A 12,456-nucleotide genomic window follows, 5' to 3' on the forward strand; every position below is an offset into this window, starting at 1 on the left:
CGGCACGGTCCGGCGCATCTCTAAGGTGTTTGATCACCGACATTCGGGCCGGCAATCGGCCGCCGTCCGTGACCTCAGGAGAACTGCATGCTGGACGGGCGCGACTTCGCCCTCGAGGGTGTATCGGCCGTTGACGGCATCAGCCGCTTCACGCGTGAGCTTCCCGAGCGCTGGTGCTTCGACGGCCGCGCGTTCGGCGGCTACACATCGGCGCTCGCGCTGGCCGCGATGTTCGCGCACAGCGGCCGCCCGGCGGCGGCGTCGCTGTCGGTGACCTTCGTCGACGCCGGCGCACCGGGCCCGCTTGAACTCGACGTCCGCAGCATCCGCGGCGGTCGTACGGCCGCGGCCGTCGAGGCGACCGTCCGCCAGCGCGGCCGCACGATTTTGATCGCGAACAGCTGGTTCGCCGACGGCTGGCTCGGCCCGCCGTCGGTAGACGCGGCGGTCCCGTTCGAGCGCTACGGCACCGCGGCGTCGCCGCTACCGGATCCGTCGGCGGGGTCGTCGCTGGACTGGATCGGCGCCGAGTACCCGCCGCTGCGGTTCGCCCAGCGCCGCGGCGTGGACTACCCGGAAAGCCTCACCCACTTCGCGGACCGGCGGCCGGAGGTGGCGTTGTGGGTCAGCACCGGTCCCGCCGACGCGCTCGACCCCCTCGAGCATCCGCAGATCGCCGACGTGCTGCACGCCGACGCCCACCTCTTCGACGCGCCAGGCAAGGTCTGCGGCTTCGTGGACGCGTGGCTGCTGAGCCTGGATCTCAGCCTGGTGTGGCAGCCGGGCGCGCACCTGGTGCCCTCGACCGCGTGGCGGTTGCTGGAGTCGCGCGGTTCGGTCGCCAACGGAGGCGTCTCGGCGTACGGCTCGCTGCGCGGCTCCGACGGGTCGCTGCTGGCCGTGCTGACTTCGCAGGGCCTCATCCGGTGATGATCCGCTGATCTTTGCTTCTACGATCATCGACGTCGCAGCGAGCTGGTCTGGGCGACAGACACCGGGAACGCGCGCGAAAGACAGCGACCGCAACGACACCTGCCAGATCCTCGACAGCGCGCTGAGCGAGGGCCAGCTGTCGATGACCGAGCACGGCGAGCGGGTCAAGGCCGCGACCACCGCCATGACACTCGGCGAACTCCAGGCCCTGGTGGCCGACCTTCAGACCGGCAACGCGCCGGTTCAACTTCCGACGCTGAAGAAGCCCCGCGCGCTATCGGTCGCCGGCGCCGGCTGGGGCCTGCGCATCGCCGTGGCCGGCGTGCTCGTGGCGCCCGGCATCGCGATCGGCTGGGGTCTGTACGGCAACACCCCGTCGCCGCTGAACTTCACCTCCGACCCGGGCGCCAAGTCAGACGGCATCACGCCGGTGGTGCTCACGCCGCCCAAGCAGTTGCACTCGCTCGGCGGGCTCACGGGGCTTCTGGAGCAGATGAAACAACGCTTCGGCGACACCAGCGGCTACCGCCTCGTCGTCTATCCGGACTACGCGTCGCTGACCCGGCCGGACCCGAACGAGGACCGTCGCGAACTGAACTACAGCTACCGCGGCGGCTGGGACGATCCGACCTCGAGCTCGAAGACCAGTGACGCCGTCGAGGTCGATCTGAGCAAGTTCGACGCCAAGGCCGTCGTCGGTGTCTTGCGGGGAGCCCCCGAGACACTGGGCATCAAGCCGGAGGACGTCGACAGCACCTACCTGAGCATCGACCCGGCCGACGACCCGACGACACCGGGCGCGCTGTCGGTCGACGTCTACGTGTCCAGCGACTTCGGCAGCGGCTATATCGAGCTGGCCGGCGACGGCACGGTCAAGCAGGTCCGGTACCCCGGCTGACGCCCGAGCGTTCGCGCTACGGTAACCCGATGTTCGCGCCGAATATATCGGCGCGATACTATGGTGCGAGGTGTCGAACCGCCGTAACGGACAAGCTGCGATTTCTTAAGGGGGTGTCCTCGGTGCTGGAATTGGCCATCTTGGGACTCCTGCTGGAATCGCCGATGCACGGCTACGAACTTCGCAAGAGATTGACCGGGTTGCTCGGCGCCTTCCGCGCGTTTTCGTACGGCTCGCTGTACCCGGCGCTGCGGCGTATGCAGACCGACGGGCTCATCGTCGAGGATGCGGCGCCGGACGGCACCCCGAAGATGCGCCGGGCGCGACGCGTCTACCAGCTCACCGAAAAAGGCAAGCAGCGCTTCGCCGAGCTGGTGGCCGACACCGGCCCACAGAACTTCTCCGACGACGGTTTCGGCGTCCATCTCGCCTTCTTCAACCGCACCCCGGCCGAGGCCCGGATGCGGATCCTGGAGGGGCGTCGTCGTCAGGTAGAGGAACGCCGTGAGGGTCTGCGTGAAGCCGTCGCGCGGGCTAGCAGCTCAATCGACCGGTACACCCGACAGCTCCATCAGCTCGGGTTGGAGTCCAGCGAGCGCGAAGTGAAATGGCTCAACGAGTTGATAGCGGCGGAACGTCTGAGCCAGGGGCGCTCGGACAACGCAGTGCAGCCCTAGGCAAAACCGAACCAGTACGGAAGAGGAGAGAAGTCGTCATGGCATCAAACGGAGAGGTGCGGGTCGCGATTGTCGGCGTGGGCAACTGCGCGTCGTCGCTCGTACAGGGCGTGCAGTACTACCAGGACGCCGATGAGACGGCCACTGTGCCCGGTCTGATGCATGTGCGTCTCGGCCCGTACCACGTGCGCGACGTCAAGTTCGTCGCCGCGTTCGACGTCGACGCCAAGAAGGTCGGCTTCGACCTGTCCGAGGCGATCTTCGCTTCCGAGAACAACACGATCAAGATCGCCGACGTGCCGCCCACGAACGTGACGGTGCAGCGCGGCCCGACGCTCGATGGCATCGGCAAGTACTACGCCGACACCATCGAGGTCTCCGACTCCGATCCGGTCGACGTGGTCAAGGCGCTCAAGGACGCCGAGGTCGACGTGCTGGTGTCCTACCTGCCGGTCGGCAGCGAGGAGGCCGACAAGTTCTATGCGCAGTGCGCGATCGACGCCGGCGTGGCGTTCGTCAACGCGCTCCCCGTCTTCATCGCCTCGGACCCCGAGTGGGCCAAGAAGTTCGCCGATGCCGGGGTGCCGATCGTCGGCGACGACATCAAGAGCCAGATCGGCGCGACGATCACCCACCGCGTGATGGCCAAGCTGTTCGAAGACCGGGGCGTGCAACTCGACCGAACGATGCAGCTCAACGTCGGCGGCAACATGGACTTCCTCAACATGCTCGAGCGTTCGCGGCTGGAGTCGAAGAAGATCTCCAAGACCCAGGCCGTCACGTCCAACCTGCAGCGCGAGTTCAACACCAAGGACGTGCACATCGGCCCGTCCGATCACGTCGGCTGGCTCGACGACCGCAAGTGGGCCTACGTGCGGCTGGAGGGCCGCGCGTTCGGCGATGTGCCGCTGAACCTGGAATACAAGCTCGAGGTGTGGGATTCGCCGAACTCGGCCGGCGTCATCATCGACGCGGTGCGCGCGGCGAAGATCGCCAAGGACCGCGGCATCGGCGGACCTGTCGAGGCGGCGTCGGCCTACCTGATGAAGAGCCCGCCCAAGCAGTTGCCCGACGATGTGGCTCGCGCGCAGCTCGAGACGTTTATCGAGGGCTGATTCTCCGCCGCGACTTGTGGAGTCCTGGCGGCGCTGAGCGCCGCTGCGGCTCCACAAATGCGTTTTGTAGGGTTCGTTCGTGACCGAGATCTCGCCTGACGACGAACTGGCCGCGCTCGACGAGTTCATCTTCCTCGACGAGAACGCGCGCCAGGCCGGTGTCGATGAGGTGCCGCCGGCCAAGCGCATCGACGCCGGGCCGATCAGCGCGCTGAAGTTCGGCGACGGTGCCCCGCGGGTCGTGTTCCTGCACGGCGGCGGTCAGAACGCGCACACCTGGGACACGGTGATCGTCGGCCTCGGCGAGCCGGCGCTGGCCGTCGATCTGCCCGGCCACGGCCGCTCGGCATGGCGGGAGGACGGCGACTACGGCCCCAAGCGTAATGCGGTGGCGATCGAACCCGTGATCCGCTCGCTCGCCCCGGACGCGGCACTTGTCGTGGGCATGTCACTCGGTGGCCTGACCGCGTTGCGGCTTGCGGTGGCGGCACCCGACCTGGTGCGCCGGCTGGTGCTCGTCGACGTGACACCGTCGGCGCCGGAGCGGCACACCGAGATGACCGAGGCGCAGAAGGGCACCGTGGCGCTGGTGCAAGGCGACCGCGTCTTCCCGTCGTTCGAGGCGATGTTGGAGAAGACGGTCGCCGCGGCACCGCATCGGGACCGGGAGTCGTTGCGCCGCGGGGTTTTTCACAATGCGAAGCGACTCGAGGACGGCACCTGGACCTGGCGCTACGACTCCATCAGCAAGGGCGAAGGCTTCGAAGGCTTGTGGGACGACGTGCCGCGGCTGACGGTGCCGACGACGTTGGTGCGCGGCGCGAACTCGTTCTTCGTCAACGACGACGACGCCGCCGAGTTCGCCCGGACCGCACCGGGTTTCAAGGGAGTCCAGATCGTCGAGGACTCCGGGCACTCGGTGCAAAGCGACCAACCCGGCAAGCTGATCGAGATCCTGCGGGATGTGCTCGCGCGCGGCGATTAGCGGGTTGATTACTCGCATCACGTGCATGCGATCAACCCGCTAAGGCCAAAGGACCGCGTCTCTAGCCCGCGCCGGGCGTCGAGACCGACGCAATGGCTGATTCGCGGCCCACTTTCCAGCCATTTCGTCGGTTTCGCGGTGGGTCATGGGTAAGTACGCTCGCGTGGGTGAGCTTCCCCATTCGCATCGGCGTGCAACTGCAGCCGCAACACTCCCCGAAGTACAGCCACATCCGCGACGCGGTCCGACGCTGTGAGGACATCGGTGTCGACGTCGCGTTCAACTGGGACCACTTCTTCCCGCTCTACGGCGATCCCGACGGCGCGCACTACGAATGCTGGACGATGCTGGGCGCCTGGGCCGAGCAGACGTCGCGCATCGAGATCGGCGCGCTGGTGACATGTAACTCGTACCGCAATCCCGAGCTCCTCGCCGACATGGCGCGCACGGTCGACCACATCAGCGACGGGCGGCTGATCCTCGGCATCGGCTCAGGATGGAAGCAGAAGGACTACGACGAGTACGGCTACGAGTTCGGCACCGCGGGCAGCAGGCTCGACGACCTCGCCGCGGCGATGCCGCGCATCACGTCGCGGCTGGCCAAGCTGAATCCGCAGCCCACCCGCGACATCCCGGTCCTGATCGGCGGCGGAGGTGAGAAGAAGACGCTGCGACTGGTCGCCGAGTACGGAGACATCTGGCACAGCTTCTCCGACAGCGCCGAGTATCCGCGCAAGGCCGACGTTCTGGCCGGCCACTGCGCCGACGTCGGTCGCGACCCGGCGGCGATCGAACGGTCGGCCGGTGTGTCGGGAAAGAGTGTGGACGCGTTGCTCGCCGAGGCCGACGCGCTGGCCGACCTCGGCGTCACGATGCTGACCGTCGGCGTCAACGGACCCGACTACGAGTTGTCCGACGCCGAGGCGCTCTGCCGGTGGCGTGACCGTCGTCAAAACGAAGGCGGCTGAAGCGGCGTAACGGCCAACGGCACGACGGGCAGCGTGAGAGACTGTCGCCGCACCGCGCAGGCGAGGAGCGATCCCACCCATGCCCAAGAAGTACGGGGTCAAGGAAAAAGACCTTGTGGTCGCGCATGTCGTCAACTTGGTCCTGACCGGCAAGCTCCGCTCCGGTGATCGGATCGACCGCAACGAGATCGCGCACGAACTCGGGCTGTCGCGCGTGCCGATCCAGGAAGCCGTCGTGCAGCTGGAACACGACGGCATCCTGTCCACCCGGTATCACCGCGGCGCATTCGTCGAACGTTTCGACGAGGACTTCATCCGCGAACACCACGAGCTGCACGGCTTTTTGACCGGCATGGCCTCCGCCCGCGCCGCGGCAGAACCGGATCCACGCATCGTCGACCGACTGACCATGTTGACCGAACTGCTGCGCAGCACCCGCGAGTCCCGCGCCTTCCACGATGCGGCCTGGCAGTACCGCAGCGTGATCACCGACGCGTATGCCGGTCCGCGGTTGGCAGCGCTGATCAGGTCGGTGCAAGCCTTCATCCCGCGCCAGTTCTGGGTCGCGTACCTGAGCAACCACGACGAGATGCTGCCGTACTACGAGAACGAGACCGCCGCGATCGGCCGCGGCGACGAGGCGGCCGCGCGCGGCGCGTGCGTCGACCGCACCGAGTTGATGGGTCGGATCATGCTCGCCGAACTGGTCCGCCGCGGGGTGTTGCGCGCGGCAGGTGCCTCACCGGTTGCGTTCTGATCGAGCCCAACACGGTGCGGGCGCGCTGCTGACGGATACGTTGCTGAGGTGACCCCGTTCGTGCGGCTCTGCAGGACTTCAGTGGTGGCGCTGACCGCGGTGTTGGTGACCGGTGTCGGCCTGGCCGGGCCGGCACACGCCGACGTCGACCAGTGCGCACCGCCCGGCATCGAGAGCGCCAGCGCGCTGCCGACCAACCTCGCCGCGGCGGCGACGGGCCCCGACGAGGACCGGCACACCACCGCCGGCGTCGAACCGCTGTCGGCGGTGAATGTCGGCGCATTGGGCCTGAGCCAGCCGGGCACGCTGACCGTCGGCACACTGTCGGATGCGCCGCCGAGCATCTGCATCAACTCGGCCGGTCAGTTCACCGGCTTCGACAACGAAGTGCTGCGCGCGGTCGCTGACAAACTGGGCCTGCAGATCACCTTCGTCGGCACCGAGTTCTCGGGGCTGCTGGCACAGGTCGCGGCGCACCGCTTCGACGTGGGGTCGTCGTCGATCACCACCACCGAGGCGCGGCGGCGCACGGTCGGATTCACGAATGGCTATGACTTCGGCTACTTTTCGCTCGTCGTGCCGACCGGGTCGCCGATCACCGGATTCGGCGAACTGGCGGAGGGCCAGCGCATCGGCGTGGTGCAGGGCACGGTGCAGGAGTCCTACGTCATCGAGACGCTGCACCTGCAGCCGGTCATATACCCGGACTACAACACCGTCTACGCCAGCCTGAAGACACGGCAGATCGACGCGTGGGTGGCGCCGTCGCAGCAGGCGTCGGGCACCGTGCAGCCCGGCGACCCGGCGCAGATCATCGAGAACACGTTCAGCTTGGACAATTTCGTCGCGTGGGCGGTGGCCAAGGAGAACCAGCCCCTCATCGACGCGTTGAACTCCGGTCTGGACGCGGTGATCGCCGACGGCACCTGGGCGCGGCTGTACTCCGACTGGGTGCCGCGTGCACTGCCGCCCGGCTGGAAGCCCGGCTCGAAGGCGGCACCCACGCCTCAGTTGCCGGACTTCAACGCGATCGCCGCCGAGAACCAAAGTGTGCCCGCGGCGCCGGCAGCGCCGAAATCGACTCTGGCGCAGTTGAAGGATGCGTTCCTGGACTGGGACCTCTACCGGCAGGCGATTCCGAATCTGGTCAAGACCGGCCTGCCGAACACGCTGATCCTGACCGTCAGCGCCGCGGCGATCGGCTTGGTGCTGGGGATGATCCTCGCGGTCGCGGGCATCTCGCGGCACCGCTGGCTGCGCTGGCCGGCCCGGGTGTACACCGACATCTTCCGCGGCCTGCCCGAGGTGGTGATCATTCTGCTGATCGGCCTGGGTCTGGGTCCGGTCGTGGGTGGGCTGACGGGCAACAACCCCTATCCGCTGGGCATCGCCGCATTGGGTTTGATGGCCGCGGCGTATGTCGGAGAGATCTTCCGGTCCGGCATCCAGAGCGTCGAACCGGGTCAGTTGGAAGCCTCACGCGCGCTGGGCTTTTCGTATACCACGTCGATGCGGTTGGTAGTGGTTCCGCAGGGCGTACGGCGGGTGCTCCCCGCGCTGATGAACCAGTTCATCTCGCTGCTCAAGGCGTCGTCGCTGGTGTACTTCCTTGGCCTGGTGGCCGATCAGCGGGAGCTGTTCCAGGTGGGCCGCGACCTCAACGCCCAGACCGGCAACCTGTCCCCGCTGGTGGCCGCGGGATTCTTCTACCTGATGCTGACCGTGCCGCTGACGCATCTGGTCAACTACATCGACAACCGGTTGCGGCGCGGCCGTCGGCCGACCGAGGAGGATCCGCTGGAGTTGTCCACGTCCCAGGAGATGATCTGATGGCCTTCGATCCGGTGTCGTTGAACGCCAGGGATATTCATCTCTCGTTCGGCCCCAACCCGGTGCTGCGCGGCGTCGACATCGACGTGCCCGCGGGCAGCACCACGGCGGTGATCGGGCCGTCGGGGTCGGGCAAGTCCACGTTGTTGCGGACGCTGAACCGGCTGTATGAGCCCGACCGCGGCGACATCCTGCTCGATGGTCGCTCGGTGCTCGCCGACAACCCCGACCAGTTGCGTCAGCGCATCGGGATGGTGTTCCAGAACTTCAACCTCTTTCCGCATCGCAGTGTGCTGGACAACGTGACGCTGGCGCCGCGCAAGCTCAAACGGCTCAGCGCCGACGAGGCCCGCGAGCTGGGGATGGCGCACCTGGACCGGGTCGGGCTGCGCAACAAGGCCGAGGTGCGGCCGACGACGCTGTCGGGCGGGCAGCAGCAGCGGGTGGCGATAGCAAGGGCGTTGGCGATGGCGCCGCAGGTGATGTTCTTCGACGAGGCCACCTCGGCGCTCGATCCCGAGCTCGTGAAAGGCATCCTCGCGCTGATCGCCGACCTCGGCGCAGACGGCATGACGATGGTGGTGGTCACCCACGAGATGGGCTTCGCGCGGTCGACGTCGGACGCCGTCGTCTTCATGGACCACGGCAAGGTGGTGGAGGCCGGGCCGCCGGAGCAGGTCTTCGACGCCGCCGAAACTGACCGGCTGCAGCGGTTCCTCTCCCAAGTGCTCTGAACTTACGTGCCCGTCACGCATCGTGGCAGCGTCGGACAGGTTAGACTGCCGAAATTATGGCGGAAGTCGTAGAACCGCAGGTCGCGGAGCTGTCGGGAGAGCTGCAGCGGGTGCTGTCACGAGTTTTCTCCGTGCTGCGTCGCAGTGACACTCGCCGTAACGACGCCCAAGACCTGACGCTGGCCCAGCTGTCGATCCTGTTGACGCTGCTCGAACAGGGGCCGATGCGGATGACCGACCTGGCCACCCACGAGCGCGTGCGCACCCCGACGACGACCGTCGCGATCCGTCGGCTGGAGAAGTTGGGCCTGGTCAAACGCTCCCGCGACCCGTCTGACCTGCGAGCGGTGCTGGTCGACATCACGCCGGAAGGCCGCGCGCAACACCAGGAGGCGCTCGAAGTTCGGCGCGCTTATCTGGCCAACCTGCTGGCCAAGCTGAGCCCGGAAGACCTCGAGACCCTGACCAAGGCGATCGCCCCGCTCGAGCGGCTGGCCGAGTAGCCGCTCAGCCCAGCCAGTCCAGCACCGCGGCCGCGGTCCACGACTGCTGCATGCTGCCCAGCGGCTCGCCGGTGAACGGTTCGTAGTACTCGGCGAACGCCCCGTCGCTGGCTTGGCGCAGACCTTCCTGGCGCAGGAGTCGGGCGCGCTCGGCCCAGCCGCGGCGTGCGAAGCACCAGGAGAACAGCCACGTCATCACCGGCCAGACCGGGCCGCGCCAGTACTCCCGCGGGCGGAAGTCGCGCGACACCGGCGACGTGGACGGGATGCCGGCGTACCTCAGGTCGGGATGACCGCAGAACCGCGGCCCCTCCAGCAGCTTCACCAGCGTCCGTTCCTTGTCGTGCGGCAAGCCGCCGCACAGCAGCGGAGCGAACTGCGCGACCGTCTCCGTGGCGACCCACTCGTCAGCGCGGACGTCGTAATCCCTTGCCGCGCCAGTTCGTTCGTCGGTCGCGTCGATGACACCGCGGCGGAATCGCTCGGCCCAGCCGTAGAGCTCGCGGACGTCGGAGTCGGGACGGCCGTAGTCCTCGCCGATCTCGGCGAGCACATCGCATGCGACCGAGAAGATCGCCGAGACGAACACGTCCTCGACCGCGAAGCTCATCACCTTCGGCAGCAACTCGTCGTCGTAGCGGGCCGACTTCATCTCCTCGAGCAGCCACAGGTAACGGTCGTACTCCAGGTCGGTCGGGCGCTGGGTGGCGTCGGTGACGATCGTGTTGTCTTCGCGCTGGTACTCCGGCACGCTGCCCGGAATCACGTTGGCGTAGGCGCTGTCCCAGCGCGGTGAGTTGTCCATACCGGACTCCCAGCCGTGGTACAGCGTGACCCGGCCATGCATCTGGGGGTCGCGCGCGTCGGCGAGCCAGCGGTGCCAGTTCACCAGGTCGTCCCATCGGCGATCGAGGAACGCCTCGGCGACCGCGCGGGCGGATCGGCCGCGGGTCCTGGCGTGATCGAAGATGCGCTGGACCGCGATCGCGTGCACCGGCGGCTGAGTGATGCCGGAGGTGTGCCGGTTGCGGGGCGCGTGCACGGCGAGCGCCGAGGTGGCCCAGCGCGCCGGCCCCGGGAAGTAGCCGTCGACGCCGTTGGCGAACACGATGTGCGGGATCATCCCGTTGGTCCACTGCGCTGAGAGCAGGGTGTCGAGTTCGACGACGGCGCGCTCGACGCTCAACGGGGCCAGTCCGATCGCCACGAACGCCGCGTCCCAGCTCCACATATGCGGGTACAACAGCGGTGCGGCGGTGGTCATGATGCCCAGGTCGTTACCCCGCAGCAGGTATGCGGCGCGGGCTGCGAGTTGGGTCGGGGCAAAGCTGTGGTCGGGGGGCATCGGTTCCATGATGCGACGTCTGGCCGCGAAGCGCAGGTCGGTAGGGTTTCGACATGCCGACCGCGATGATCACGGGCGCCTCGCGAGGGCTCGGCGCGGCGATCGCGACGGCGCTCGCCGATAGCCACACACTGTTTCTGGCGGGACGGCCGTCGGCGGCGCTCGATGCGGTGGCCGGGCAGTTCGGGGCGACGACGTGGCCGATCGATCTGGCAGACGTTTCCGGTATCGAGGCCGTGGTGGAGCCGATCGTCGGGCTGGATGTGTTGGTGCACAACGCCGGGGCGGCGTTTCCGGCTCGGGTGGCCGAGTCGACCGTCGACGAGTGGCGCGCCACCATGGAGGTCAATGTCATTGGCGCCGTTGCGCTTACACTCGCGCTGCTGCCGGCGCTGCGTGCCGCCCACGGGCATGTGGTGTTCGTGAACTCCGGGGCGGGCATCAACGCGTCGCCGGGTTTGGCGTCGTATTCGGCGAGCAAGGCCGCGTTGCGGTCGTTCGCGGACTCGCTGCGCAACGACGAGCCCTCGCTGCGGGTGACGTCGGTGCATCCCGGTCGGATCGCCACGGAGATGCAGGAGGGTCTGGTCGCGTACGAGGGCGGCTCCTATGACCCGTCGCGGTTTCTGAGCCCGCAGAGTGTGGCGCGTGTCGTCGCCGATGCGGTGCACTCACCGCCGGACGCGCACGTGCACGAGGTCATCGTCCGCCCCCGTAAGTAGTGATTTGGGTGTCGTTGGTCGCGGTTGGCGCTACCGGCTACACCGAAATCGCTGACCGGATGACCGCGATCACGCGTTCGGGGTACACCGTCAAGTCGAGCCAGGTGAATCGCAACACCTGCCAGCCCAGCAACGTGATGTTGTTCTGTCGCACCCGGTCCTGATGAAACTCGTCAGAGCCGACGTGGAAAGCGAGGCCGTCGGTTTCGATGGCGACCTTGGGCCCGGGAAATCCGACATCGACTTTGTACCCGCCGACGCGATAGTTCGCCTTCCAACCCGTGATGCCGGCTTCCCGCAACAGCTTGATGAGCAGCCGTTCGGCCGCCGATTGTGCGCCGTCCGACGTCGCTTGTAAGAGGATTCGCGCTGCCGGTGAGCCGTAGCGGCCCTTGTTTCGGAGCTGGGCCCGCCACAACTCCCGCAGCTCGATGTCCTGTTGAAGAGCCCGATCCATGATCTTGACGCCGTCGCGCGTCCGAACTGCCGCCTCGATGACCGTCAGAGGGAATGCGGTGACTCGAAGGCCGACACGCTCGACGACGTCTTCGGGTGGCAGGTCTCGTCGGCGTAGCCGCGCGCCCTCACGGGTCCGGCCGCTGCCGTTGCGAGGCATCGTGACCTCGACAGTGTCTGGTGCGAACCTAGTGAGACCGTGCCACCAGGCGGCTGCCAATCCACTCCCGACGGCGTGCTCGCCGAAGCTCCATACGGCGACGCGCATGCGTGCGGCATCGGTGAACGGTCTGTCATCGACGAAGTAGACGCCGCGGGCACATTGTCGCCAAGCGCCCGATCGCACGCGTCTATTGACCGCATGCTTGCTCATTCCCAACTCGCGCGCATGTTCAAGGGTCAGCACGCCATCGTGCCGACGGAGATAGTCACCTAGCACCTAATGATGGACGCGACGAGCCGTCGATCGGTTCCATCGTCGGTGATTTCGGTGTCGACAGTCGCGATCAGCGCGACCAACTACACCGAAATCA

13 protein-coding genes are annotated in these 12,456 nt (G+C 67.4%); 11 read left to right on the forward strand and 2 right to left on the reverse strand.

Translation table 11 applies throughout. From position 1 onward, the window contains the following. Positions 1-87 precede the first annotated feature (87 nt). The 10 genes from G6N18_RS15860 to G6N18_RS15905 all read left to right on the forward strand — a co-directional run bounded on the left by G6N18_RS15860 (position 88) and on the right by G6N18_RS15905 (position 9,400). Positions 88-930 carry a thioesterase family protein gene (locus tag G6N18_RS15860; protein WP_109749359.1) on the forward strand — a complete coding sequence of 281 codons (843 nt, stop codon included), beginning with the start codon at positions 88-90 and terminating at the stop codon, positions 928-930. Positions 931-958: 28 nt separating this feature from the next. Then, a complete protein-coding gene (locus tag G6N18_RS15865; protein ID WP_179962442.1) occupies positions 959-1,831 on the forward strand; it encodes a DUF1707 SHOCT-like domain-containing protein in 873 nt (290 codons plus the stop codon). Positions 1,832-1,953: 122 nt separating this feature from the next. Beyond that, a complete protein-coding gene (locus G6N18_RS15870; RefSeq protein WP_067225573.1) occupies positions 1,954-2,508 on the forward strand; it encodes a PadR family transcriptional regulator in 555 nt (184 codons plus the stop codon). 38 nt (positions 2,509-2,546) lie between these two features. Beyond that, the gene (locus G6N18_RS15875; RefSeq protein ID WP_067225240.1) at positions 2,547-3,623 is read left to right on the forward strand and encodes an inositol-3-phosphate synthase; all 1,077 of its coding nucleotides are present in this window, start codon (positions 2,547-2,549) and stop codon (positions 3,621-3,623) included. A gap of 79 nt (positions 3,624-3,702) precedes the next feature. After that, complete coding sequence (locus G6N18_RS15880) at positions 3,703-4,608, forward strand: Rv0045c family esterase (RefSeq protein ID WP_083000077.1); 906 nt, start codon at positions 3,703-3,705, stop codon at positions 4,606-4,608. 167 nt (positions 4,609-4,775) lie between these two features. Next, a complete protein-coding gene (locus G6N18_RS15885) occupies positions 4,776-5,576 on the forward strand; it encodes an LLM class F420-dependent oxidoreductase (RefSeq protein WP_067225242.1) in 801 nt (266 codons plus the stop codon). A gap of 79 nt (positions 5,577-5,655) precedes the next feature. Further along, a complete protein-coding gene (locus tag G6N18_RS15890) occupies positions 5,656-6,333 on the forward strand; it encodes a GntR family transcriptional regulator (protein ID WP_083000078.1) in 678 nt (225 codons plus the stop codon). Positions 6,334-6,414: 81 nt separating this feature from the next. Beyond that, the gene (locus G6N18_RS15895; RefSeq protein ID WP_407663582.1) at positions 6,415-8,163 is read left to right on the forward strand and encodes an ABC transporter substrate-binding protein/permease; all 1,749 of its coding nucleotides are present in this window, start codon (positions 6,415-6,417) and stop codon (positions 8,161-8,163) included. Then, positions 8,163-8,897: an amino acid ABC transporter ATP-binding protein gene (locus G6N18_RS15900; RefSeq protein ID WP_067225244.1), complete on the forward strand. Its 735-nt coding sequence runs from the start codon at positions 8,163-8,165 to the stop codon at positions 8,895-8,897. The genes G6N18_RS15895 and G6N18_RS15900 overlap by 1 nt, the downstream gene beginning before the upstream one ends. 56 nt (positions 8,898-8,953) lie before the next feature. Continuing rightward, positions 8,954-9,400 (forward strand): MarR family winged helix-turn-helix transcriptional regulator, encoded by a 447-nt coding sequence (locus G6N18_RS15905; protein ID WP_083000079.1) that lies wholly within the window; start codon positions 8,954-8,956, stop codon positions 9,398-9,400. 4 nt (positions 9,401-9,404) lie between these two features. On the opposite strand, the gene ggh is transcribed toward G6N18_RS15905, so the two are convergent. Beyond that, positions 9,405-10,745 (reverse strand): glucosylglycerate hydrolase, encoded by a 1,341-nt coding sequence (gene ggh / locus G6N18_RS15910; protein WP_067225577.1) that lies wholly within the window; start codon positions 10,743-10,745, stop codon positions 9,405-9,407. Between the two features lie 53 nt (positions 10,746-10,798). On the opposite strand from ggh, the gene G6N18_RS15915 reads away from it, so the two are divergent. Beyond that, a complete protein-coding gene (locus tag G6N18_RS15915; protein ID WP_083000080.1) occupies positions 10,799-11,467 on the forward strand; it encodes an SDR family oxidoreductase in 669 nt (222 codons plus the stop codon). 37 nt (positions 11,468-11,504) lie between these two features. Here G6N18_RS15915 and G6N18_RS15920 read toward each other — a convergent pair whose 3' ends face one another. After that, a complete protein-coding gene (locus G6N18_RS15920; protein WP_083000081.1) occupies positions 11,505-12,362 on the reverse strand; it encodes a PDDEXK-like endonuclease domain-containing protein in 858 nt (285 codons plus the stop codon). Between the last annotated feature and the right edge of the window lie 94 nt (positions 12,363-12,456).

Origin of the sequence: Mycolicibacterium celeriflavum (assembly GCF_010731795.1) — a bacterium.
GTDB lineage: Bacteria > Actinomycetota > Actinomycetes > Mycobacteriales > Mycobacteriaceae > Mycobacterium > Mycobacterium celeriflavum.